The following is a 24,873-nucleotide window of genomic DNA, read 5'->3' on the forward strand; positions in this document are numbered from 1 at the left end:
CGGCTCGCGCCCTCCGCGCTAGCCGAAGATGGCGTTGAGGATCGCGGCCACCTCGGCGTCGTGCTTGGAGTGGGAGCCCGTCGCGGGCGACGAGTTCGGCGTGCGGGAGACGCGCCGCATGGTGAGGCCGCCGAACAGCTCCGGCTTCTCCACCATCTTGAGCGTGAGGTACGGCCAGGGGCCCATGTTGACCGGCTCGTCCTGCGCCCACACGAGCTCGACGCTGTCGCTGTACCGCGCCAGCTCGGCCTTCAGCGGGTTCTCCGGGAACGGGTAGAGCCGCTCCAGGCGGACGAGCGCCACGTCCTTGCGCCCGGCCTTCTCCCGCCCCGCGAGGAGGTCGTAGTAGATCCTGCCGGAGCAGACGACGACCTTGGTGACCGCCGACGGGTCGACGCTCGCGTCGCCGATGACCGGCTGGAAGGCGCCGGAGGTGAACTCGGCCGTCGCCGACGCCGCGGCCTTGGACCGCAGCAGCGACTTGGGCGTGAACACGATCAGCGGCTTGCGGCGGTTCGACAGCACCTGCCAGCGGAGCAGGTGGAAGTAGTTCGCCGGGGTGGTGGGCTGGGCCACGGTCATGTTGTCCAGCGCGCACATCTGCAGGTAGCGCTCGATGCGGGCGGAGGTGTGGTCAGGGCCCTGGCCCTCGTAGCCGTGCGGCAGGAGCAGCACGACCGAGGAGCGCTGGCCCCACTTCTGCTCGCCCGACGAGATGAACTCGTCGATGATCGACTGGGCGCCGTCGGCGAAGTCGCCGAACTGGGCCTCCCAGACGACCAGGGCGTCCGGCCTGACCACGCTGTAGCCGTATTCGAAGCCCATCGCCGCGAACTCGCTCAGCAGCGAGTCGTAGATGTAGAACTTCGCGGTCTCCTGGTTGAACGCCTTGAGCGGGGTGTGGTCCTCACCGGTCACCCGGTCGACGAGCACGGCGTGCCGCTGGCCGAAGGTGCCCCGGCGGGAGTCCTGCCCGGCCATGCGGACGGGGTGCCCGTCGATCAGAAGCGAACCGAAGGCGAGCGTCTCGCCGGTGGCCCAGTCGATCGCGTCCTCGGTGATCATGGCGCCGCGGCGCTGGAGAACCGGGGCGAGGCGCGGGTGCACCGTGAAGCCCTCGGGCAGGTTGAGCTGGGTGTCGATGACCCGCTTGACCGTCTCCTCGGAGATGGCCGTCTTGGTGTCCTCGTGCGACCACGGGATCAGCTCGTCCGGCTCCGGCGCGACGACCGCGCCCGGCTCCAGCGGCCGCTTGGTGGCCTCGCGGGTCTCGGTGAAGGCCCGCTCCAGTTGCTCATGGTAGTCGCGGAGCGCCTGCTCGGCCTCCTCGACGGTGATGTCGCCGCGGCCGATCAGCGCCTCGGTGTAGAGCTTGCGGGTGGACCGCTTGGCGTCGATCAGGTCGTACATCAGCGGCTGGGTGAAGCTCGGGTTGTCCGCCTCGTTGTGGCCCCGCCGCCGGTAGCAGACCAGGTCGATGACCACGTCCTTGCGGAACGCCTGGCGGTATTCGTAGGCGAGCCTGCCGACGCGGACCACGGCCTCGGGGTCGTCGCCGTTCACGTGGAAGATCGGCGCCTGGATCATCCGGGCGACGTCCGTGGCGTAGACGGAGGAGCGCGAGCTGGCCGGGCTGGTGGTGAAGCCGACCTGGTTGTTGACCACGATGTGGACCGTGCCGCCGGTGCGGTAGCCGCGAAGCTGCGACAGGTGCAGCGTCTCGGCGACCACGCCCTGGCCGGCGAACGCCGCGTCGCCGTGGACGAGCACGGGGAGGACGGTGAAGCCCTCCTCGCCACGCTCCAGGAGGTCCTGCTTGGCCCGGACCACGCCTTCGAGGACGGGGTCGACGGCCTCCAGGTGGGACGGGTTGGCCACCACCGAAGCGGCGATCTTGGTGCCGTCCGCGGCGACGAAGTCGCCCGCGGCCCCGAGGTGGTACTTCACGTCGCCGGAGCCGTGCGCGCTGCGCGGGTCGAGGTTGCCCTCGAACTCGCCGAAGATCTGGGCGTAGGACTTGCCGACGATGTTGGCCAGCACGTTGAGCCGGCCGCGGTGCGCCATGCCGATGACGACCTCGTCGAGGCTGTCGGAGGCGGCCGAGCTGATGACGGAGTCGAGCAGCGGGATGAGCGACTCGCCGCCTTCGAGCGAGAACCGCTTCTGCCCGACGTACTTGGTCTGGAGGAAGGTCTCGAACGCCTCGGCGGTGTTGAGGCGGCGCAGGATGTTGAGCTGTTCCTCACGCCCCGGCTTGGCGTGCGGCTTCTCCACCCGCGCCTGGATCCAGGCCCGCTCTTCGGGGTTCTGGATGTGCATGTACTCGATGCCGACCGTGCGGCAGTAGGTGTCGCGGAGCACACCGAGGATGTCGCGCAGCTTCATGAGGGGGCGGCCGCCGAAGCCGCCGGTCGCGAACTCGCGCTCCAAGTCCCACAGGGTCAGGCCGTGGGACTTGATGTCGAGGTCGGGGTGCTTGCGCTGGCGGTACTCCAGCGGGTCGGTGTCGGCCATGAGGTGGCCGCGGACACGGTAGGCGTGGATCAGCTCGATGACCCGGGCGGACTTGGCCACGTCGTCGTCGTGGGTGGCCGAGATGTCCTGGACCCAGCGGATCGGCTCGTACGGAATGCGGAGCGACTCGAAGACCTCGTCGTAGAAGCCGTCGGCCCCGAGCAGCAGCTGGTGGATCCGGCGCAGGAAGTCACCCGACTGGGCGCCCTGGATGATCCGGTGGTCGTACGTGGAGGTCAGCGTCATGACCTTGCTGATCGCCAGGCGGGACAGCGTCTCCTCCGACGCGCCCTGGTACTCGGCCGGGTACTCCATCGCGCCGACGCCGATGATCGTGCCCTGGCCGGGCATCAGGCGCGGCACCGAGTGGACGGTGCCGATCGTGCCGGGGTTGGTCAGCGAGATCGTGGTGCCCTGGAAGTCCTCGACGCCGAGCTTCCCGGCGCGGGCCTTGCGGACCACGTCCTCGTAGGCCACCCAGAACTTGCGGAAGTCCATCGCTTCGGCGGCCTTGATCGACGGCACGAGGAGCTGGCGGCTGCCGTCGCTCTTCTGCACGTCGATGGCTAGGCCGAGGCCGACGTGTTCCGGCTTGACGAGGACCGGCTTGCCGTCCACCTCGGCGTAGGAGTGGTTCATCTCGGGCATCGCCTTGAGCGCCTTGACGATCGCGAAGCCGATCAGGTGCGTGAAGGAGATCTTGCCGCCGCGCCCGCGGGAGAGGTGGTTGTTGATCACGATGCGGTTGTCGATGAGTAGCTTCGCGGGAACGGCCCGCACGCTGGTCGCCGTCGGAACCGCCAGCGAGGCCTCCATGTTGAGGGCCGTGCGGGCGGCGGCGCCGCGCAGCTTCTCCTCGGCCGCGCCGACCGGCACCGGGGTGGCGGCCTTGGGCTTCTCCGGAGCGGCAGCGGGCTGCGCCTTCGCCTGCGGAGCGGGCGCCTGCGGAGCCGTCTGCGGCGCCGGGGTCACCGGAGCGGCGGGGGCCGGAGCAGCGGGGGGAGGGGGAGCGACGGCGGTTGCGCCGTTCGACGTTCCGTTGGGGGTCTTGGGGGAAGCTGACTTCCCCGTTCCGTTGTAGTCAGCGAAGAAGTGCCACCAGGCCTTGTCCACAGACTCGGGATCTTCGAGATACTTCTGATAGAGCTCGTCGACAAGCCACTCGTTTTGCCCGAAGCTTGCCAGCGGGTTTGTCCGCGACGACTCAGACGACACGGCGGAAATCGCCTTCTTCCGCAGATCGGCGTTGATGTTAGATGAACCTGTCCAAGGCTACTCGCCCTGAACAGTGAGGTGCGCCCCTGAGGCCGCAGGTCCCGGTCCATCCTCCCAGGACCGATCAAACAGGTCACGCGCGGGTAGTCCGTCTGGGTGGTGAGGTGACACTTACCGCATGGTCACACTGGCGTCGCCGCTGATCAGGCGGGTCTCCACCCGGATTTCCGGCGTGATGGCGGTCAGTAGCCCGGCCAGCTCCGCGCCGGCGGCGTCCAGCTCGCCGAGCGAGAGCGGCTCCAGCCGTTCCAGCAGGAACAGCGCGTCCACGGTCTCCTCGGTGATCCTCGTGCGGACGCACTGCCGCCAGTTCCACCGCCGGCAGGTGACGCCCGCGTCGTCGCGCCAGACGACCTCGCCGATCTCGGGGTCGCCGAGCGCCTCGTCGGACGGCTCGTCGCCCGCCGCCCGGACCAGGCGGGCGTGGCCCTCGTAGCGGCCCAGGTCCTCGCCGCCGATCGGCAGGCCGTGCCGTACGGACACGGCGTTGTAGGCGTCGACCACGAGGTTGATCTCGGGGAGCGGCATCCGGCGGATGAGGGCGTCGACCGACGGCCGGGTCCGCTGCGGCTTGGCGCCGAACGCCCGGTAGGCCGCGCGCCACGCCTCGATCTTCTCGTGGTCGAGCGGTACGGCTTCCGCCGCCGCGTCGGCGAGCCAGCCGCGCGACCTGTCGTCAGAGGGCCCGTTGCGCAGGCCGTACGCGCCGATGACCAGCACGGCGAAGTCGGGGCGCAGCGCGGTGACGGCGGGGTCCACCCGGATGTCGTCGATCACGCCCCCAGGTTAGAGCCCACCCGACCGCCCAAGTCCGGCGTGATCATGCACAGGTTCCCGGGAAGAGGCGCGAGCTGGGCAAACGCTGTTCGTGATCATGCACAAAGTCCTTCCGGCGGCGCTCGGCCTGCGGAAACACGGTTCGTGACCATGCATGGCGCGAGGTCAAGCAACTGCATGATCACCAATCGGCAAGCCGCAGGTGGGGGACGGTACCCGGGAACCCGCGCATGATCACGAAGTGGTGATGCGCAGGTAGGAGCCATTGGCAGGGAAGGTGTGCATGATCACGGCGGAGGGTGGGGGGCTCTCGGCTGGTGGGACTCGGGCTCCGCTCGCTGTACGGCACCTGCAGTAGAACGTTATTCGGTGAGGGGGCACAATCGGGGGTGCGAAAGGGGTGCGACGGGATGACCAAGGTGACCAAGGTGATGGTGACGGCGGCGAGCGAGGAGCAGCGCGCCGCGTGGCTCGGCAGGACGCTGCCCGAGGTGGAACGCGTGCGGCCGGGCCTGTGGTCCATCCCGGTGCCCATCCCCATCAACCCCCTGCGGTACGTCCTGGTCTACGCGCTGGAGATCTCCGGCGGCGTCGCGATCATCGACGCCGGGTGGAACACCGACGAGGCGTACGAAGCGCTGGAGGCCGGTCTCCGGACCGCGGGATACGAGGTCACCGACGTCAAGGCGGTGCTCGTCACGCACATCCATCCGGACCACTACGGCCTGGCGGGGCGGATCCGGGAGGTGTCGGGCGCGTGGATCGGGCTGCACCCGGCGGACGCGCGGCTGCTCCACGACCGCTACGACGAGTCGGCCATCGACGCGCTGGCGGACCGGGAGCGGAAGCTGCTGCTCAGGTGCGGCGTGCCGCCCCTGACGGCCCAGGAGCTGGCCGGGGCCTCGATGTTCCTCCGCCAGCTCGTGACGATGGCCGCGCCCGATCGCCTGATCGAGGACGGCGACCGGCTCGACCTGCCGGGATGGGACGTCCGGGCGATCTGGACGCCGGGGCATTCGCCTGGCCACCTGTGCTTCGTCGAGCCGGAGCGCAGGCTGCTCTTCTCCGGCGACCACGTGCTCGCCAAGATCACTCCGATCGTCGCGGTGCACCCTCAGTCGTCGGCGAACCCGCTCGCCGACTACCTCGACTCCCTGCGGGCCGTCGGCAAGCTCGACGTGGACGAGGTGCTGCCCGCCCACGAGTTCCGGTTCCTGGAGCTGGCGGACCGGGTCGACTACGTGATCGGCCACCACGAGGAGCGGCTCACGGAGGTCGAGCGGGTCCTCGCAGAGTCCGGCGGCAGCACGTGCTGGGAGCTCGCCACCCGGCTGACGTGGTCGCGGCCGTGGGAGACGATCCCCCCGTTCATGCAGCGGAGCGCCAACAACGAGACGCTCGCCCACCTCGTGTGGCTGGAGGCCCGCGGGCTGGTGTCCCGTGTCCCCGGGGAACCGGACATCTGGCACCCGGCCGGCCGGGCGTAGGCAGTTCCCACGTACGGCACGGGCGCCCCCGTCTGGTGACGAGGGCGCCCGTGGTGTTTCGTGAGATCCGGCCTCAGCTGGTCGGGCCGTAGGCGGCGAGCTCGAAGACGCTGCCGCCGTTCCAGCTGGAGTCGGTGACGGTGATGCGGATGTAGCGGGCGTTCACCGCGCTGCCACTCAGCGAGTAGTTCGTCTGGGCGGTGGTGTAGGTGGAGGTGTGGTCGTCCAGCGTGCTCCAGTTGGCCGGTTCGCCGGAGTCGGCCGAGTACTCGATCTTGTACTTGTAGCCGTTCGACTTCTCGAAGGTCGTCACGACCGCGGTGATCTGCTTGACCGACCCGAGGTCCACCTGGAGCCAGGACGGGTCGGGCAGCCCGGATCCCTGGGCCCATCGGCTGCTCATGGAGCCGTCGACGGCCTTGGCCGGGGTGTAGTCGGACGAGAACTCGGAGGAGGCGGTGGCCGTCTTGCCCAGGGCGAGGTTGACGGCGCCCGGCATGGTCAGCACCACCGGCGTGCTCTCGTCCGACAGGTTGCCGGCGGTGTCACGTGCCCGGACGGTGTACGGGTAGGTGCTGCCGGGGGTCAGGCCGCTGATCCGCACGGGGGAGGACGCCCCCGCGCTGACGAGCCGGCCGTCGCGGTAGATCTCGTAGCCGGTCACGCCCGTGTCGTCGGTCGACGGGGTCCAGCTCAGGTCGGCGACCGTGGGGAGGACGGCGGACGCCTGGAGCCCCGTGGGCGCGCTCGGGGCGGTGTGGTCCGCGGACGGCTGGCCGGGGTCGAGGTCGCGGAAGGCGGGTTCGAGCCCGGCCTCGCCGGTCACGGACGCCGGGAGCGCGTCGCAGCCCGAGACCGTCGTGTTGTTCGCGACGACGTTGTTGGGGCTGCCCTGCAGGGCCGTCGTGGCGTTGTCGGTGAAGTTGTACTCCGCCGTGTTGTGCCGGGCCCCGCCGCCGTTGATCAGGAGCCACCTGACCTTGAGGCGGCAGAGCGCGTTCTCGGTGACCCGGACGTAGCGGCTGCCCTCGTCGAGGTAGATGGGGCCGTAGCCCGTGTCTCCGACGTCGTGGATGTAGTTGCGCGAGATCACAGTGCCGGGGTCTGCGCCGAGGTGGTAAATCCCGCCGCCGTCGGACAGCTTCTTCATCACATCGTAGATCAGGTTCGTCTGAATGGTGCTGCCGATACTCGTCGTCGGCGTGTCGTAGATCGGGACGCCGGAGTTGCCCGGGTAGGACGGGTTGCCCGCCGGGTCGGTCAGCCCGAAGCCCCAGCCGATGGAGATCGCGCTGTACGGCAGGTCGTACAGCTTGTTGTGGGTGACGGAGGTCCTCGTCGTGTAGCCCACGAAGATGCCCACGGCGTCGGCGTACTCGGCGGCGACGTTCGTCACGACGTTGTCGGCGAGCGTGTTGTCCTCGGTCACCCGCCGGGGGTCGTCGGGGTGGTGGTCGCCGGCGGAGATGCCGCCGAGCTGGATGCCGGCGGAGGAGATGTCGGCGAACCGGTTGCCCTTGACCTTGGCGTCCTTGGTGCCGGCGTCGAGGTTGAGCCCGGCGGCGCCGAGCTGGGTGAAGACGTTGCGCTTGAAGGTGATGTCGCGGTCGTTCTCGAACGTCACCGCGGCGGGCGTCTTGGCCCACAGGTCACGGGTCGCGTCGAAGTTCGGGTTGTCGGCCCCGACGATGTGGAAGCCGGCCTGCACGTCGGCGTAGCCCTCGTCGGTGTTCGGCGCGAGCCAGGTGGAGTGGGAGAAGGTCAGCCCCTCGAAGCGGATGTTGTGAATCGGCGCGCTGACCGTTCCGGTGCCCTTGATCAGCGACTCCAGCTTTCCGGCCACTACGGTCACCGTGCGCGGGTCCTGGCCGGCCAGGGGCTTGTAGTAGAGGGCGTGGGCGCCCTTGTCGAGGTACCACTCCCCGGGCTGGTCGATCAGCTCGTAGGCGTTCTCGATCCAGGTGGGCTGCTCCATGCCGATGCCGGTGTGCAGGTTGGCGTTGTGCCAGCACGGCTCCCGCACGGTGATGTCCGACCCGGTGATGGACGCCACCGGGCAGCGGAGGAGCTTCCAGTCCTTCCGGCTCACGATCTCGATGCCGGACTGGTTCTTCCAGGCGGCCATCGCCGGGTCCGACGTGGTGAACCCGGTGGCGGTCTTGGTGAACGTCGCCGGGTTGTCGGGCGTGCGGGCCCGGGTGGCGCGCTTGCCGTCCACGTAGAGCTGCCGGGTGTCGAGATCACCGGCGTCGGCGCGGTAGATGTTCTTGGCCGCGTCGTACAGCGTCCAGCCGGTGATCGTACGGCCGCCGCTGATCACCGGGTGACGGCCGGGCAGCGCCCGGTAGATGACGTCGTGGCCGTTGGCGCCGGAATCGGCCGCGGTGAGCTCCAGCGGCCTGTCCAGCACGTATGTGCCGTCGCCGATGTGAACGACGACGTCCTGGTTCATCTGACCGTTGACGCCGCGCACGGCGTCGCGGGCGCGCTCCAGGGTCTTGAAGGGCCGGTCCCGGGTGCCGGGGCCGCCGTCGTCACCGCGTACGGAGACGTAGAAGTCGGTCGCGCCGTCCGCGCTCGCGCCCGTCGCGGTCACGGAGATGGAGGAGGGGATGAGCGGGAGAGTGACGACGGCGGAGAGGAGGAGAAGTCTCGAACGCCGCGAGAGGCGGTGCCATGGAACCATCGGTTCGCCTTAGAGAAGGGCCCTTCGAGAAGGGCTTTGTGCAAGGGGGTTGTGAGAAGGGACAGGGGTTGTGAGAAGGGGGCGGGGTGATGGGGGCTCAGGCGACGGGGTCGCCGAAGCCGGGCTCGGTGGCCGCGCGGACCATGCCGTCGGCGCCGACGGAGGGGTCGGTGACGATGGGGTTTCCCCAGACCAGCGCCTCGTAGTAGGTCGTGTTGGGGATCGACATGCACAGGTGCTGGTTGACGACGCCCATGCCGTGCACCTCGGCGCGGAGCCCGAAGCTCTCGGCCAGGTGGGCGATGCGCATGGCGCCGGTGACTCCGCCCTTGAAGATGGCGGAGGTCCGGACGTAGGTGGCGGTGCCGGAGCTGATGAAGTCGGCGATGTTCATGTGGGAGCCGTCGCTCGTCTCCCCCACCAGGAGGGGCACCGGCACCCGCTCGGCCAGCCATCGGTGGCTCGTGATGTTGAACTCCCGCATCGGCTCCTCGTACCAGAGGTAGCCGAGGTCGGAGAGCGCCCGCCCGAGCCGGACCGCGTCGGCCAGGTCGAAGCCGGCGGAGCCGTCGTACATCAGCGGGAAGCCGTCCCCGACGTGCTCGCGCAGCCTGCGCGCCAGCTCGGCGTCGCGGTCGACGTCCCCCCAGGCGTGAAGCTTGATCGCGCCGAAGCCGCGCTCGACGCACTGGTCGGCGACGTCGAGATACTCCTCGATCGACCCGTAGGTCACGGTGGACGCGTAGGCCGGGATGGCGTCGCGGAAGTTGCCGACGAGTTCGTGCACGGGCAGCCCCGCGAGCCGGCCGGCGATGTCCCACAGCGCGACGTCGACCAGGCCGAGGAAGTACAGCGGAAACTCCTCGATCCGGTCGAGCTCCCACATGCGGTGCCAGAGCCATTCGCGGCGCAGCGCGTCCTGGCCGACCAGCTCGTCGCGGACCCGCCGCTCGACGAGATCGGCGGCGATGACGCCGCGGGGCGTGGGCGCGGAGCCCACCACTCCGTCCTCGGTGCGGATCTTCAGGACGCCGCCGGTGCGTTCCGGCTCGGGGCCGGGCAGGCCGTCCCGCCAGTGGAGATCCGGTTGGGCGGGCAGCCGGACCAGCTCCACCCAGACGTCCCGGATCGTGGTCCCGCTCATGACTCATCCCTGGGCTCGCCGACGACGTTGAGCAGCCGGTCTCTGATCTTGCGTTCGAACTGCGCCTGCGTCGTGTCGATGTGCGCGACCATCGCGGCGGCGGCCGCCTCGGGCTCGCCGGAGGCGATGGCCTCGGCGACGGCGAGGTGCTGGCGGGCCGCGACGGTCAGCGACCCGGGCAGGTCGCCGTGGAAGAGGAGCAGGTCCGACTGCTGCGCGAAGTCCCGCAGGGTCGTGACCGCCGCCTGGAGGAACACGTTGCCGGAGGCGGCGGCGACGGCGTCGTGGAAGAGCCGGTCGAAGCGCGCGAACTCACGGTGGTCGGATCCGGGGGCGGCGTTGAGGGACTGCTCCGCCGCCTCGCGGATCGCGCGCACCTGAAGCGGGGTCGCGAGGCCGGCGGACCGGCGCGCGGTCTCTCCCTCGATGAGCCGCCGATGGTCGAACATCATGAGGACGTGTTCCAGGTTGGTCGGCTGGAAGTAGGCCACCTGTTCCTCGGCGACGGCGTTCGAGGGCACCGCGACGAAGATTCCCGCACCTTTGCGCACTTTGATCCGGCCCATCGCCGCCAGGACCTTGATGGCCTCGCGGGTGACCGACCTGCCCGACTGGAAGATCTCCGCCAGCCGCTGCTCGGTTGGAAGACGGTCTCCTGGCTGGAGCTTCTCCTCGGCGATGTAGGCCAGCAACCGTTCGGCCACGAGCTCGTAGCCGGGGCGGTAGCTCGTCGGCGCGGGAGCCGGCTCGGGCGGGGAGGCGCCCTCGTCGGGGGCGGGGCGTGGGCTCATGTCGTCCTCTCGATACGGCGCCACTGGAAGTATCAGATCTATCCGCGAGCAGCATGGCACATCAGCAACAGATTGGAAATAGACCCGATCTATTTGCCGGATCCGTCCTTGACATTCCGGGTAGGGCGCTCGAATACTTACGCTCCAACAGCCATCAGATCTCCATGGTGAGACCAATAGATCTGATACATCACTCGGACGGCTGCGTCCCACCCGAACGAAGGGGTCCCCCATGAGCAGTCGACCACGCGTCCGTGCCGTGAGCACCGCCACCACCACTGCCGGCACCGCCCTCGCCGCCGCTCTCGCGCTCGCCGCCTGCGGCACCGGCGGTGGCGGGACGGCCGCGGCGCGACCCTCCGCCGACCCGAACGCCAAGATCGTGGTCTGGGCGGACGCGACCCGCGTCCCGATGGTGCAGGAGTACCAGAAGGCGCATCCCGCCGCGAAGATCGACCTGGTCACCATCCCGAACGAGTCCGGTTACATCGAAACCAAGGTCCAGCTGGCCAACCGGTCGGGGCGGGGCTGGCCCGACGTCGTGTTCACGGGGGAGAACATCGCGACGTTGCAGGCCAAGCCGTACGACTGGGCGGCTCCGCTGGACGGGAAGGTCAAGCAGGACGTCGTCGGCCAATTCGCCAAGAGCTCCGTCTCCAACTGCACGATCGAGGGCCACCTCTACTGCCTGCAGAACGACATCGCCCAGACCGTGCTCTGGTACGACAAGGGCCTGATGAAGCAGTTCGGCTACGCGGTGCCGAAGACCTGGAAGGAGTACCAGGAGCTCGGCGCCAAGGTGGCCGCCGACCACCCGGGATACGTGGTGGGCGCCCTCGGCGCGCACGGCATGCTGTTCACCTACTACCAGTCGAGCGGCTGCCCGATGACCGACGCCCAGTCGAGCACCACGGTCCGCATCAACGCCACGGCGGTGGAGTGCACGCGGGTCAACGACCTGCTCCAGCCGATGCTGGACAACGGCTCGGTGTCGCGGCTCGACGAGTTCGACCCGGCGTTCGTCGCCCTCGGCACCAAGCGGAAGATTCTGATGCTTCCGTTCGCGTCGTGGGCGGGGGACTTCGCCTTCAAGCCGACCTACAAGACCCCGGCCGGCCAGCTCGCCGCTGCCCCGATGCCCACCTGGGAAGGTGAGAGCACCGGATACTCCGGCGCCGTGGGGGGCGGGGTCTGGGCCGTGGGCAAGCACGCCGCCAACCCGCAGGGCGCGGTCGACCTGATCACCTGGCTCACGACCGACGTCGGCCTGCAGAGCAAGCAGCCGACCTACCCGGCCTTCCGCCCGGCGGCCAAGGCCTGGATGGCGGGCAAGGCGAACGACCCCTACTACGCCGAGGACCCCTCGCCCGTCTTCGAGGCGCAGGCCGACCTGATCCGCGAGAACTGGAAGTACACCCGCTACGCGGCGACGGTCATCAACGGCTACAACGAGACGGTCGCCAAGGGCATCCAGGACAAGCAGCCGCTCGCCGGCCTGCTGCCGAAGTACGCCGAGCAGCTGACCCAGGCGGCGAAGGACGCGGGTTACACGGTGGTCCAATGACGCAGCCACGGAAGCGGCACGCCGCCCCGTACCTGTTCCTCGCGCCATACCTGATCTTCCTCGCCGTGTTCGGCGTGGCGCCCGCCGTCTACGCGGTGTGGGTCTCGTTCGAGACCCCCGAGGCGGCCTTCGCCGGCCTCGCCAACTGGACGGCGGTCCTGGCCGACGCGCGGCTCCTGCCGTCGGTGCGGAACGTGGGAACGTACCTCGGCCTCTGGCTGCCCACCATGCTGGTGCTGGTGACCGGGCTGTCGCTGCTCGCCCACCAGCGCGGTGGGCGGCTGTCGGCGGCGAGCCGCTTCGCGTGGTACCTGCCCGGGGCCGTCACCGGTGCGGCGGCGGCCCTGCTGTGGCTGTTCATGCTCAGCCCGGGGATCAGCCCGTTCTCGCCGCTGCTGCGGCTCGCGGGCGTGTCCTCCGGAACCGATCTCCTGTCCGGGCAGGGGCTCCCCGTCGTGCTGACGGTGATGGCCACGACGGTCACCGCCGGAGGCTGGATCGTCGTGGTGTACGCCGCGCTCAACACGGTGCCCCCCGAGATCCTCGAAGCCGCACGCGTCGACGGGGCCACCGCCTGGCAGGTGACGAGGTACATCAAGCTGCGGCACATCCGGCCGCAGCTCTCCCTCATGCTCATCTCCAGTTTCGCGTACGGCACGCAGATCTTCGTCGAGCCGCAGGTGCTGCGCTCGGCGTTCACCAGCCAGGTCAGCGAGACGTGGTCGGTGAACCAGCTCGCCTACTTCTTCGCGACACAGCGGGGGAACTTCGGCATGGCCGCCTCCCTGTCGCTGATGCTGCTCGGGGTGGGCCTGCTGGTGGCGGCGATCGTGATCGCCAAGACCGATCTCTACGCGACCGGCGCCAGGAAGGGGGCGCGATGACCGCGCTGCACGCGAGCACCGCCACGACGGCCGCACCGGACACCGGCTCGGGGCGACTCCCGCGCCGCGCCGGCTCGGTCGTCGGGGCGGTCGTGATGCTCGTCTCCGCCGCCGCGTTCGTCATCCCGCTGCTGTGGCTCCTGCTCGCGCCGACCCACACGCGCGACCGGCTGACCTCCGGCTCGTCGCTGACGTTCGGCTCGTTCGCCGACCTCGGCCGCTCGTGGTCCAACCTGATGACGTTCGGCGACGGGCTGGTCCTGAAGTGGCTCGCCAACTCGCTGGGCTACTCGATGGGGGCGGTGGTGCTCTCGCTGCTCATGGTGGCCCCCGCCGGATACGCCCTCGCGATGTACGACTTCCCGGGGCGGCGGCTGGTGCTGAACGCCACCCTGGTGACCATGATCATCCCGCAGGCCGCGCTGATCCTTCCGCTCTACCTGGAGATGGTGAAGCTCCAGCTGATCGACTCCATCTGGTCGGTCGTGCTGCCGAGCGCGTTCTTCCCCTTCGGGGTCTACCTGACGTACCTGTACTACAACGACAATCTGCCGCGCAGCCTCGTCGAGGCCGCCCGGCTGGACGGCGCGTCGGAGTGGCGGGCCTTCCTGTCCCTCGGGCTTCCGCTGGGCCGTCAGGCCCTCGGACTCACCGGCTTCTTCTGCTTCGTACAGGCCTGGAACCAGTACTTCCTGCCGTTCGTCATGCTGTCCGACGACGGCAGGTACAACCTCCAGCTCGGCCTGCAGACCCTGATCAGCTCCACCGGCGCAGTCAACCCGTCGTACGGCGCGACGACGCTGCCGATCCACCAGCCGGAGGCGGCGCTGGCCGCGCTCATCACCGTCGGGCCGATCTTGGTGATCTTCCTCGTCGCTCAGCGCTATCTGCGGGCGGGGCAGATCGGCGGCGCCGTCAAGGGCTGACGAGCCCCGCACCCACCCTCTCCTAGCTTTCTCACGACCCCGAAGGTGATGTGACCCCGTGTCCACCGTCCGTCCGTACGATCCGGAACCGACCTATCCCGCTCTCGGCGCGGGCGTTCGCGGCGGCTGGGACGCCCTGGCGGCCGAGTTGCCGGGCGGGGGAGTGCTGGCTGTGGACGGCCCGCAGATCCTCGACTGGGCGGCGCTGGTCAGCGGCCTGCGGAAGGCCGCCGAGCAGCGGGGCATCCGGGTGCGCGTCCTCGACGCGCGCGACCACATGGTCGAGTGGAAGGAGGTCGTGCGCAGGACCGCGCCGGTAGAGGAGCTCGCCGACGACCCCGACTTCGCCACCCTGCCCGGCGGCACGCTCGCCGACCTGTTCGACGACGTGCCTCTTCACACGGGCGGGCCAGATTCGATGGCCCGGGACCTCATGCTGGTGTACGGCCCCGGCGCGAGCCTGGCGGGCCCGGATGCCATTTGGTACGCCGACCTTCCCAAGAGGTACGCGGAGAGCGCCGTCGCGGCGGGCCGGGAGCGGAACGTCGGGCAGCGGCCGGACGACGGGCCGCCGACGACCCGGCGTCTCTTCTACATCGACTGGCCCCTGCTCGACCGGCACCGCGACGCCCTCGCGGAGACCGTCGATCTCTGGATCGACACCCGGGACGCGGCGTTCCCCACGTCCATCCGCGGGGACGACCTGAGGGACAGCCTGGCCGCCCTCGCCGGCGGGCCGTTCCGGACCCGTCCCACGTTCAACACCACCTCGTGGGGCGGCCAGTGGGCGAAGGGCACGCTCGGCTTCCCGTCGGAGGGCCGCAACACCGCCCTCGGCTACGAGCTGATCGCGCCGGAGAGCGGCATCCTGCTGGGTGAGCGCGGCCGGGCGGCCGTGGAGGTCCCCTTCCAGCTCCTGGTGGCCCTACGGCCGCACGCCGTGCTGGGGGAGGCCGTGCACGAGCGGTTCGGAAGCTCGTTCCCCATCCGGTTCGACTACCTCGACACGGTGGGCGGCGGCAGCCTGTCCGTGCACTGCCATCCCCGCGACGACTACATGCGCGACGTGTTCGGCTGGCCGTACACGCAGCACGAGACCTACTACATGATGGTCGGCGGCGAGGACGCCGTCGTGTACCTCGGCCTGCGGGAGGACGTCGACCTGGCCGAGTTCGAGCGGCTCGCCCACGCGGCGGACGACCACGGCCTGCCCTTCGACGTCGAGCGGTTCGTCCAGACCTTCCCCGCGGAGCTGCATCGGCTCTTCCTCATCCCCGCCGGGACTCCCCACGGCAGCGGCAAGGGCAACGTGGTGCTGGAGGTCAGCGCGACCCCCTACCTCTACTCCCTGCGGTTCTACGACTGGCTGCGCCGGGACGGCGACGGTGCGCAGCGCCCCGTCCATGTCTCCCACGCCTTCCGGAACCTCAACCGGAGGCGGAGCGGTCCCGCCGTGGCCACGGATCTCGTGCAGCAGCCGCAGGTCCTCAGCCGTGGCGACGGGTGGGAGGAAGAGGTGCTCGGTTCCCTGCCCGAGATGTTCTTCGAGGTCCGCAGGCTCCGGATCGACGCCGGAAGAGCCGCGCGGCAGGACACCGATGGGCGGTTCCATGTCCTCAACGTGGTCGAGGGCGACGGTGTCGTCCTGGAGACCGCCGAAGGACGGCACCCGCTGGCCTATGCGGAGACGATCGTCGTGCCCGCGGCCGTGGGCCCCTACCGCGTGACGGCCGACGATCAGCCCGCCCGTCTCGTCAAGGCTCTCGTCCGTTGAGGGACGTGGGGACGGGCCTGGAGAGTGCGCCGGCGGTGGCCACGCTGGACGTGGGCGGCACCCACGTCACCGCCGCCCTGGTGGAGACCCGCACCTGGACGACCGTCGCGGGGTCGCGGCACCGTCGCGGCCTGGACGCCAAGGGCACGGCCGGCGAGATCGTCGGCACGCTGGCGTCGGCTCTCGACACGCTCGGCTCGATGTCCGGCCGTACGGTCGGCATCGCGATGCCGGGGCCGTTCGAGTACGCCACGGGCATCGGGCGGTTCCGCGACGTGGGGAAGTTCGACGGGCTCGACGGCGTGGACGTCCGGGCGGCGCTGACCCGCGCGCTGGATCCCGCACCTGAGCGGATCGTCTTCCTCAACGACGCCGTCGCCTTCGCGCTGGGAGAGCTCCGCCGCGGGGTCCTGGCCGGACGTCGGCGCGGGGTCGCGATCACCCTCGGCACCGGCGTCGGGTCCGCGTTCGTCGCCGGTGGCCGGGTGGTGACGGAGGGGATCGGCGTACCGCCGGAGGGACGCGCGGATCTCCTCCGCATCGACGGCGCCCCTCTGGAGGACGTGGTCAGCCGGCGCGCGATCCTCGCCCGATACCGGCGGCGGTCCGCCAGGGGTGCCACCGACGTGGCCACACTGGCGGGGCTCGCGCGGGCGGGCGATCCCGGCGCCGCGGAGTCCCTCTCCACACCGCTGACGGCGCTGGGACGCGCTCTCGCCCCCTGGCTGGCGGACTTCGAGGCGGAGGCGCTGGTGCTCGGCGGCGGCATCGCGGCCTCGTTCGACCTCGTCGCCCCTCCGCTGCGCGCCGGTCTGCTTCGGACGCGCCCGTCGCTGGCCGCCCTCCCCATCGAGCTGACGACCGGCTTCGAGCAGTCGGTGGAGGCCGGCGCCGCCTGGCACGCGATCACGACCTGAGAGGCCCGGAGATGAGGCGTTCACGTTGAGTGTCGCCTCAAGGGCATTCTATGTAAATCCAGTAGGAATTGTTGACTATGCTCCCGGATGCGTTTAGCGTCTCCGGTATGAGCCAGGGCTTGTACTTGATCCGGCGCGCTCACGTGGACTTCGGCCACGTGGTCAGCGCCCAGTGTCGCCGCGCCTTCTAGGAAAGACCCCCGTCCCGGAGACGGGCAGGCCGCCCCATCGACGTGGGCGGCTCCTCCCCCCTTCCTATCCCCCGCCGCGCGACCGGATCGGCCGCGCGAGCCAGCGCGTACAGCTCTGAGGGTTTCCATGAACAAGTTCAGATTAGTCCTAGTCTTTACGTTTCTCGTCGCGCTCAGCGCCTGCGGGTCGTCCGGAGGCGCGTCCGGTGACGGAGAGGTCACCGAGCTGCGCTACCAGGGCAGCGTCGGCGCCGTCACCCCTCCCGAGCTCGCCGAGGACCTCGGCTACCTGGGCAAGGTCAAGCTCAAGTGGGTCGGCAACACGATCAGCGGCCCCCAGGACATCCAGTCGGCCGCGACCGGGCAGACCGACTTCGGCGGCGCGTTCAACGGCGCGGTCATCAAGCTCGTCGCCGCGAAGGCGCCGATCAAGGCCGTCATCAGCTACTACGGCTCGGACAAGGACGCCTACAACGGCTACTACGTCCTCGACGGCAGCCCGATCAAGACCGCGCGCGACCTGATCGGCAAGAAAATCGCGGTCAACACCCTCGGCGCGCACCATGAGGCGGTCATCAAGGAGTACCTGAAGCGCGCCGGGCTGACCAAGGAGGAGATCAAGCAGGTCGAGTTGGTCGTCACGCCCCCGGTGAATACCGAGCAGGCGCTCCGGCAGAAGCAGATCGACGTGGGCACGCTCGGCGGGATCCTGCGGGACAAGGCTCTCGAACGCGGGGGCATCCACCCGCTCTTCACCGACTACGAGCTGCTCGGCGCCTTCAACGCCGGGACCTACGTCCTGCGCGACGACTTCATCGCCAAGAACCCGGCCACGACCCGGACCTTCGTCACCGGGGTCGCCAAGGCGATCGAGTGGAGCAAGACCCACCCGCGTGACGAGGTCGTCGCCCGGTTCAAGTCCATCATCGCCAAGCGCAAGCGCAGCGAGGACGCCACGGCAATCGGCTACTGGAAGAGCTACGGCGTCTCCGCCAAGGGGGGCCTGATCGGCGACAAGGACTTCCAGACGTGGATCGACTGGCTCCAGCGGGAGGGCGAGCTTCAGCCCGGCCAGGTGAAGCTCTCAGACCTCTACACCAATTCCTTCAACTCCTACGCCAACGGGAGTGCCCAGTGACCGCCTCGAGCGAGAGCCGTACGGGCGGCACGAAGATCGGGATTCGCGGGGTGAGCAAGGTCTTCCAGGTCCGGGACTCCGCCGAGGTGTTCACCGCCATCGAGGACGTGACCCTCGACGTGCGCGAGGGCGAGTTCCTGACCCTCGTCGGCCCCAGCGGCTGCGGCAAGTCGACGCTCCTCGACCTCGTCGCCGGCCTGGCCGCCCCCACCTCGGGCGAGATCCTCCTCGACGGCACTCGCATCACCGGTCCGGGCCTGGACAGGGGGATCGTCTTCCAGCAGTACGCGCTGTTCCCGTGGCGTACGGCTCTGGCCAACATCGAGTTCGGCCTGGAGGCCAAGGGAGTCGCCAAGAAGGAGCGGGCGGAGAAGGCGCGGCACTACCTCGACCTCGTGGGGCTGACCGGGTTCGACCAGCGATATCCCCACGAGCTGTCGGGCGGCATGCGGCAGCGGGTGGCCATCGCCCGGAGTCTCGCGTTCGACCCCGACGTGCTGCTGATGGACGAGCCGTTCGCCGCGCTCGACGCCCAGACCCGTGAGTCGCTCCAGGAGGAACTGCTGAGCATCTGGGAGAAGACCGGAAAGACGATCATCTTCATCACCCATGGGATCGACGAGGCCGTGTACCTCGGCCAGCGGGTGGCGGTCATGACCTCCCGGCCGGGCCGGATCAAGCAGGTCATCGGCGTGGAGTTCGACACCCGCGAGGGCGACCTGCGGGCCGATCCGGCGTTCGGCGAGTACCGCCATCAGCTGTGGACCCTGCTGCGCGACGAGGTCGCCGCCGCGCGGGCGCAGGAGGTGGCGGGCGTTGGCTGACACCCTGACCTCAGGTCCCGTCCCCTCGCGTACGGCCGCGCGCCCCGGCACAGCGGCCGGCCCGGGAGTGACGGCCGGGAGACCGGCCCCGGACACGGCCGTCACCGCGCCCGCGCGGGGTGCCGCGCCGTCGCGCAGGTCTCGGGCAGCCCGCCGCCTGCGGGCGGCAGGCGGCCTCGGCAAGCGATCATTGGCCGTCGGGCTGCTGCTGGCGCTCTGGGAGGTCCTGCCCCGGACGGGAGTGGTCGACCGCGTCTTCCTGCCGCCCGTGTCCGAGGACCTCGTCGCGTGGTACGGCCTGCTGCGCAGCGGCGAGCTGCTCGACCACACGCAGGCCAGCCTGGTCCGGTCGCTCGCCGGATTCGGCCTGGCCATCGTGGCGGCGATCCCGCTCGGGCTGCTGATCGGCTGGTACAAGCCGGTGGCCGAGTTCGTCAGCCCGGTGCTGGAGCTGTTCCGCAACACCTCGCCGGTGGCCCTGCTGCCGGTCTTCACCCTCATCCTCGGTATCGGGGAGACGTCGAAGGTCGCCTTCGTCTTCTACGCCTGCTCCTGGCCGATCCTGCTGAACACGATCAGCGGCGTGAAGACCGTCGACCCGCTACTGATCAAGTCGGCCAGGTCGATGGGCCTCTCCTCGATCCGGCTGTTCCAGAAGGTGCTGCTGCCCGCCGCCGTCCCGACGATCTTCACGGGCATCCGGCTCGCCGGGGCGTACTCGATACTCGTGCTCCTGTTCGCCGAGATGGTAGGCGCCAAGGCGGGGCTCGGCTACCTCATCAACGCCGCCCAGTCGAGTTTCCGGATCTACGACATGTACGCCGGGATCATCACAATCTCGGTGATCGGCCTGCTCTTCAACCAGCTCCTGGTCCATCTGGAGCGTCGATTTTCCACGTGGAGGACCACATGACCAGGAAACTGCACCTCAACGCCTTCCTGATGGGGGTCGGGCACCACGAGGCGGCCTGGCGGCATCCCCTCAGCGAGCCGGACCGGCTGACCGACGTCCGTCACTACCAGAACCTTGCCAGGATCGCGGAGCGGGGTAGGCTCGACTCGGTGTTCCTGGCCGACGGCCTCGCGCTGTGGGGCAACGTGAAGCACAACGCGCTGGGCGGGCTCGAGCCCCTGACGCTGTTGTCGGCGCTGGCCGCCGTCACCGACCACGTCGGGCTGATCGCGACCGTGTCCACGACGTACAACGAGCCGTTCCACGTCGCCCGCAAGTTCGCCTCGCTCGACCACATCAGCGAGGGCCGGGCGGGCTGGAACATCGTGACCTCCGCCGGAGAGGCCGAGGCCCACAACTTCGGCATCGACCGTCCCGCACACCGGCAGCGTTACGAGCGCGCCTCCGAGTTTCTCGACGTCGTCACCAAGCTATGGGACAGCTGGGAGGACGACGCGGTCCTCGGCGACCGGGCCGCCGGCGTCTACGCCGACACCGGCAAGATCCACCAGATCGAGCACACGGGCGACCACTTCCGGGTGAAGGGCCCGCTCAACACCCAGCGTCCGCCCCAGGGCCGCCCGCTGCTCGTCCAGGCGGGCTCGTCCGAGGACGGCAGGGAGTTCGCCGCGCGGCACGCCGAGGCGGTCTTCACCGCCCAGCAGACCCTTGAGGAGGGCCAGGAGTTCTACGCCGACCTCAAGGCGCGGGCGTCCCGGTACGGCAGGCGGCCCGAGGAGATCGTCATCCTCCCCGGCATCTCGCCCATCCTCGGATCCACCGAGCAGGAGGCGCTCCGGCTGGAGAAGGAGCTGGAAGACCTCACCATCCCGGCGTACGGCGTGGCCCAGCTGTCCAACATCCTCGGCGTCGACCTGTCGGAGCACCCGCTGGACGAGCCGCTGCCCGAGATCACGCGGCAGACCGAGGGCCAGCAGAGCCGGCTGAAGCTCGTCACCGACCTGGCCCGGCGGGAGCACCTGACCCTCCGCCAGCTCATCGGCAGGCTCGCGGGCGGCCGCGGGCACCGCGTGGTCGCCGGAACCCCGGAGCAGGTCGCCGACCAGATCCAGGAGTGGTTCGTCAACGGCGCGGCCGACGGGTTCAACATCATGCCGCCCATCCTGCCGAGCGGCCTGGAGGACTTCGTGGACCACGTGGTCCCCGTGCTCCAGGCCAGGGGGCTGTTCCGGTACGAGTACGAGGGACAGACCCTGCGAGACAACTACGGCCTGGCCCGCCCCGTCAGCCGTTACGCCGCGAAGCCCGCAGAGGGCCCTTCCGGCGACACGGCGGACAGCACGGGAGAAACCAGGGCGGAGAACACGGTGAACGACACGGTGGTGGTCGCCTCGTGACCGCCGGCCGGCGGGGTATCACGAAAGCCCCGGCTCAAGTAAGGAGAACGTGATGAGCATCGTGACGCTGGTGGGGAACCCGAGGGACGGATCCCGCACGCTGGCCGTGGCCGTCCGCGCGGCCGAAGCGCTGGCGAGGCGGCTCGGTCCCGGCCCGGTGGCGAACGGCGGCTCCCCGCCGAACGGCCCCGCCGCCGGATCGGCGACATCGCCCGGAGCGGAGCTCAACGTGCCGGCCGCCCTCGCGGGGCTGCTCGGCACGGAGTTGGTCGTCACGGAGCCAGTCGGTATGGAGCGGTTTGACCCGGTGCCGGTCGGCGCGGAGCTGATCGACACGGTGGACCTCGCCGGGCTCGCGCCGCACCTGTTCGCCCCCGAGCCGTCGCCGGGTGTGGAGGTCGCGCTGGAACTGGTCCGCGACGCGGACGTCCTGGTGGTCGCCAGCCCGACCTACAAGGGCACCTACACCGGGCTGCTCAAGGCGTTCCTCGACAAACTGCCGCATCAGGCGCTGGCGGGAAAGGCGGCGCTGCCGCTGCTGGTCATGGGCGACGCCAAGCACGCGCTCGCCGTGGAGGTGCACCTGCGGCCCCTCCTGGTCGAGCTCGGCGCGTTCGTGCCGACCCCAGGGCTCGCAATTCTGGAGTCCCAAATTCCCGATCTGGATGATGTGCTGGAGAAGTGGGCCGGCGTGGTGGCCCGCCAGCTGTCGTTCCGTCAGGAGGTGCCCGCATGACGGCCAGAGGACCACACCGGGCGTCGCGGCCCGGGGAGACGTCGGCTCGTGCGGTGTGGCCTGGGAAGACGCCGGGTCGTGAGGTGTCTGGGAAGACCTCGGGCCCTGAAGCGTTAGATCGTATGACGTCGCATTGGGAGGAACGGAAATGACAGCCCTCTACGGCTCTCCCCCGGAGAATCCGGCCCCGTCGACGTCGGAGGACCCGGCCCCGGCGCGGCTCCGCCTCGTATCCCCCCATGACGCCGAGCACGTCGACGGCGACGAGTTCCGCCGGGCGCTCGCCGTACACGCGGCGGGAGTCGTCGTGGTGACCGCACGGCCGGAGGGCGTGCCGGTTGGGCTGACCGCCACGTCGTTCTCGTCGGTCAGCCTGGCGCCGCCGCTGGTGTCGTTCTATGTGGCGCAGTCCTCCACGACCTGGCCGTGGCTGCGGCGGGCCGAGCACTTCGCGGTGAACGTGCTCGCCAGCGATCAGGCCGATCTCGCCGCGAGGTTCGCGAACAGGAGCGTCGACCGGTTCGCCCACCCCACCCGGTGGACTCCGGGGCCGGAGGACGTGCCGCTGCTCGAGGACGTGTCCGCCCACCTGGTCTGCCGCCCCCACCACACGGTCGAGGTGGGCGACCACATCCTCGTGGTCGGCCTGGTGACCTCGACGAACGTTGGCACGCCGGGCCGCCCTCTCCTCTATCACCAAGGCAGGTTCGGCCGCTTCCTGCCGTACTGACCCTCGCCCCGCCGGCCGGTCACGGGGTCGGAGGTCAGGCCAGGCGGACGGCGCCGCGGCCGGTCGCGAGGGGGAGGTCGAGGAACGTGCGGATGCCGGGCGGGGCCGCGCACACGGAGGCGATCGAGTTGACCGCGTGCGCGGCGGCCCCGGCCAGGCCGTGGGTGACCTCGTCGATCGTGATGGCCATGGTCGGCTGTCCCTCGATGTGGATCGCGAACCCCGGGTCCGCCCATCGGGCGACCCTCTCGGCGTCGGCCTTGTAGATGCATTCGACCGTCATGAACGGCCTGCTGCGCACGAGACCGGTGAACATCCAACGGGAGGCGCACACCGTGCCGGGCAGTACCACGCCCGCCGCGATCTCGAACTCCTCGGCGGCCAGCTCGTATTCGTCGGTCTCCTCGATCTCGTCGAGCTCCACCCCGAGTGCGGTGGCCACGAGTTGGACGCTCTCGGCGAAGAGTGACCGCTGGAAGGCGCGGAAGGGCCGTACGGCTCCGGCGTAGTCCTTCGGCGCCCGGGAGAAGCCGATCAGGTCGGTGACGATCTGCCGGGACGGATGACCGCGATAGTCCGACGACTCCCGGACGTAGATGTGGTCGAGCCGGGCCGACAACCCGGTCAGCGCGAGCGGCAGCAGGTCGCTCATGAACCCGGGGTTGATGCCGGTTCCGTGCAGCGAGGTCCCGCCACGGGCGCAGGCCGCCTCCAGGCGCTCGACGACGCCGGGGCCGTACGCCTGGGGATAGACGAAGCCGGTGGTGGTGATGACGTTCTTGCCCGAGGACAGCAGAGCGCAGATGGTCTCGATGTCGGTCGCGTGGTCGCCGCCGAAGTAGGACGCGGGCAGCGGCATGTGGAGCACGCAGTCCGCCTCCAGCGCGAAGATCTGCTCGACGTCGTCGGTGCAGGTCACGCCGGCGGGGCTCAGGCCGACCAGCTCTCCGGCGTCTCGCCCCACCTTGTCGGGGTCGTAGACGAGCACACCCGCGAGATCGAACTCCTTACGTGTGATCACGCTGCGCAACGCGTATCCCCCGACTGCGCCCGTGGCCCACTGGACCACGCGCAGGGGCTGAGATGAGGGCATGCGTGGCCTCCAGCCAGGTCGCTCTGGGCGGGGGCCGTGCTGGGAGGGTGTCGTCGTTGACCCACGCCCGTCGGGGCCCAGAACTATAGCAGATTTTCACAGGATTGATCACTATCCGCGGTGGTGTGTTGCCGACTACTGCCTTGTCGCGATCGGCAAGCTATTGTTTGGGCAACTAGAATGTTGTTCTCCTCGAAGGGTGGAGGCCATGCAGGATCTCAGGTTCGACGGCAAGGTCGCGGTCGTCACCGGCGCGGGACATGGACTCGGCCGCTCGCACGCGCTCCTGCTCGCCGAGCGGGGAGCCAAGGTGGTCGTGAACGACCTCGGCGGCGCCCTCGACGGCTCCGGCGCGTCGACCGGACCGGCGGCCGAGGTCGTCGAGCTGATCACCAAGAACGGGGGAGAGGCGCTCGCCAACGCCGACAACGTGTCCACGCCGGAGGGCGCCCAGGCCATCGTGCAGGCGGCGCTCGACACCTTCGGCCGGATCGACATCGTCGTCAACAACGCCGGGATCCTCAGGGACAGGTCGTTCGGCAAGATGAGCGTCGAGGAGTTCGACGCCGTGCTGGCCGTACACGTGCGCGGCTCCTTCCTGGTGAGCCGGGCGGCGTTCTCGCACATGAAGGAGCAGGCCTACGGCCGGATCGTGAACACCTCCTCGCCGGCCGGGCTGTTCGGCAACTTCGGCCAGGCCAACTACTCCACGGCCAAGATGGGCCTGGTCGGCCTGACCAAGACACTCGGCATCGAGGGCGCCAGGGCCAACATCAAGGCCAACGCGATCGCTCCGGTCGCCTGGACGCGCATGACGGAGGAACTCCTCCCGGCCGAGTTCGAGGCCAGGTTCACCCCGGAGCGGGTCAGCCCGCTCGTCGCCTATCTCGCCCACGAGAGCTGCGAGACCACGGGCGAGGTGTTCTCGGTCGGCGCCGGCCGGGTCGCCCGCGTGTTCGTCGCCGAGGGGCCCGGCTGGCGTACGGACGACCTCACCATCGAGGCCATCCGCGACAACTGGGATGCCATCATGGCCGAGCAGCCCTATATCCAGCCGACCACGCTGGGCCAGCAGGCCGCCGCGTCCATGCAGGCCATGCTGTAGGGCGGCT

19 protein-coding genes are annotated in these 24,873 nt (G+C 69.8%); 13 read left to right on the forward strand and 6 right to left on the reverse strand.

Features of this window, described 5'->3' with window-relative positions; all coding sequences use genetic code 11:
* Positions 1-18 precede the first annotated feature (18 nt).
* Together N5079_RS13745 and N5079_RS13750 are read right to left on the reverse strand one after the other, a co-directional pair.
* The gene (locus N5079_RS13745; protein WP_261584050.1) at positions 19-3,729 is read right to left on the reverse strand and encodes a multifunctional oxoglutarate decarboxylase/oxoglutarate dehydrogenase thiamine pyrophosphate-binding subunit/dihydrolipoyllysine-residue succinyltransferase subunit; all 3,711 of its coding nucleotides are present in this window, start codon (positions 3,727-3,729) and stop codon (positions 19-21) included.
* Positions 3,730-3,900: 171 nt separating this feature from the next.
* Complete coding sequence (locus tag N5079_RS13750; protein WP_261584051.1) at positions 3,901-4,566, reverse strand: B3/4 domain-containing protein; 666 nt, start codon at positions 4,564-4,566, stop codon at positions 3,901-3,903.
* A gap of 410 nt (positions 4,567-4,976) precedes the next feature.
* On the opposite strand from N5079_RS13750, the gene N5079_RS13755 reads away from it, so the two are divergent.
* A complete protein-coding gene (locus N5079_RS13755; RefSeq protein WP_261584052.1) occupies positions 4,977-6,053 on the forward strand; it encodes an MBL fold metallo-hydrolase in 1,077 nt (358 codons plus the stop codon).
* A 73-nt stretch (positions 6,054-6,126) separates the two neighbouring features.
* Here N5079_RS13755 and N5079_RS13760 read toward each other — a convergent pair whose 3' ends face one another.
* From N5079_RS13760 to N5079_RS13770, 3 genes are all read right to left on the reverse strand, one after another.
* Positions 6,127-8,739 carry a discoidin domain-containing protein gene (locus tag N5079_RS13760; RefSeq protein ID WP_261584053.1) on the reverse strand — a complete coding sequence of 871 codons (2,613 nt, stop codon included), beginning with the start codon at positions 8,737-8,739 and terminating at the stop codon, positions 6,127-6,129.
* A gap of 97 nt (positions 8,740-8,836) precedes the next feature.
* Entirely contained in the window at positions 8,837-9,883 is a 1,047-nt protein-coding gene (locus N5079_RS13765; RefSeq protein ID WP_261584054.1) for an enolase C-terminal domain-like protein, read from the reverse strand.
* Positions 9,880-10,674: a FadR/GntR family transcriptional regulator gene (locus N5079_RS13770; RefSeq protein WP_261584055.1), complete on the reverse strand. Its 795-nt coding sequence runs from the start codon at positions 10,672-10,674 to the stop codon at positions 9,880-9,882. Before N5079_RS13770 ends, N5079_RS13765 begins: the two co-directional genes overlap by 4 nt.
* Positions 10,675-10,906: 232 nt before the next feature.
* On the opposite strand from N5079_RS13770, the gene N5079_RS13775 reads away from it, so the two are divergent.
* The 11 genes from N5079_RS13775 to N5079_RS13825 all read left to right on the forward strand — a co-directional run bounded on the left by N5079_RS13775 (position 10,907) and on the right by N5079_RS13825 (position 22,668).
* Positions 10,907-12,238, forward strand: a complete 1,332-nt coding sequence (locus N5079_RS13775) for an ABC transporter substrate-binding protein (protein WP_261584056.1) — start codon at positions 10,907-10,909, stop codon at positions 12,236-12,238.
* A complete protein-coding gene (locus N5079_RS13780) occupies positions 12,235-13,122 on the forward strand; it encodes a carbohydrate ABC transporter permease (RefSeq protein ID WP_261584057.1) in 888 nt (295 codons plus the stop codon). The genes N5079_RS13775 and N5079_RS13780 overlap by 4 nt, the downstream gene beginning before the upstream one ends.
* Positions 13,119-14,048, forward strand: coding sequence for a carbohydrate ABC transporter permease (locus tag N5079_RS13785; RefSeq protein WP_261584058.1), 930 nt, complete (start codon positions 13,119-13,121; stop codon positions 14,046-14,048). The genes N5079_RS13780 and N5079_RS13785 overlap by 4 nt, the downstream gene beginning before the upstream one ends.
* Positions 14,049-14,106: 58 nt before the next feature.
* Positions 14,107-15,822, forward strand: a complete 1,716-nt coding sequence (locus N5079_RS13790) for a class I mannose-6-phosphate isomerase (RefSeq protein ID WP_261584059.1) — start codon at positions 14,107-14,109, stop codon at positions 15,820-15,822.
* 5 nt (positions 15,823-15,827) lie between these two features.
* Complete coding sequence (locus N5079_RS13795; protein ID WP_261584265.1) at positions 15,828-16,739, forward strand: ROK family protein; 912 nt, start codon at positions 15,828-15,830, stop codon at positions 16,737-16,739.
* 318 nt (positions 16,740-17,057) lie between these two features.
* Positions 17,058-18,068, forward strand: a complete 1,011-nt coding sequence (locus N5079_RS13800) for an ABC transporter substrate-binding protein (RefSeq protein ID WP_261584060.1) — start codon at positions 17,058-17,060, stop codon at positions 18,066-18,068.
* Positions 18,065-18,892 carry an ABC transporter ATP-binding protein gene (locus N5079_RS13805; RefSeq protein WP_261584061.1) on the forward strand — a complete coding sequence of 276 codons (828 nt, stop codon included), beginning with the start codon at positions 18,065-18,067 and terminating at the stop codon, positions 18,890-18,892. Before N5079_RS13800 ends, N5079_RS13805 begins: the two co-directional genes overlap by 4 nt.
* A complete protein-coding gene (locus tag N5079_RS13810) occupies positions 18,885-19,805 on the forward strand; it encodes an ABC transporter permease (protein ID WP_261584062.1) in 921 nt (306 codons plus the stop codon). The genes N5079_RS13805 and N5079_RS13810 overlap by 8 nt, the downstream gene beginning before the upstream one ends.
* Positions 19,802-21,202, forward strand: coding sequence for an LLM class flavin-dependent oxidoreductase (locus N5079_RS13815; RefSeq protein ID WP_261584063.1), 1,401 nt, complete (start codon positions 19,802-19,804; stop codon positions 21,200-21,202). Before N5079_RS13810 ends, N5079_RS13815 begins: the two co-directional genes overlap by 4 nt.
* Before the next feature lie 52 nt (positions 21,203-21,254).
* The gene (locus N5079_RS13820) at positions 21,255-21,938 is read left to right on the forward strand and encodes an NADPH-dependent FMN reductase (protein WP_261584064.1); all 684 of its coding nucleotides are present in this window, start codon (positions 21,255-21,257) and stop codon (positions 21,936-21,938) included.
* Positions 21,939-22,086: 148 nt separating this feature from the next.
* Positions 22,087-22,668, forward strand: coding sequence for a flavin reductase family protein (locus N5079_RS13825; RefSeq protein ID WP_261584065.1), 582 nt, complete (start codon positions 22,087-22,089; stop codon positions 22,666-22,668).
* Between the two features lie 34 nt (positions 22,669-22,702).
* On the opposite strand, the gene N5079_RS13830 is transcribed toward N5079_RS13825, so the two are convergent.
* Entirely contained in the window at positions 22,703-23,761 is a 1,059-nt protein-coding gene (locus tag N5079_RS13830) for a dihydrodipicolinate reductase (RefSeq protein WP_261584066.1), read from the reverse strand.
* A 208-nt stretch (positions 23,762-23,969) separates the two neighbouring features.
* Between N5079_RS13830 and N5079_RS13835 the strand changes: the two genes are divergently transcribed.
* A complete protein-coding gene (locus tag N5079_RS13835; protein WP_261584067.1) occupies positions 23,970-24,866 on the forward strand; it encodes an SDR family oxidoreductase in 897 nt (298 codons plus the stop codon).
* The last annotated feature ends 7 nt before the right edge of the window (positions 24,867-24,873 follow it).

It is taken from the genome of Planotetraspora sp. A-T 1434 (assembly GCF_025420585.1).
Lineage (GTDB): Bacteria > Actinomycetota > Actinomycetes > Streptosporangiales > Streptosporangiaceae > JAOEGB01.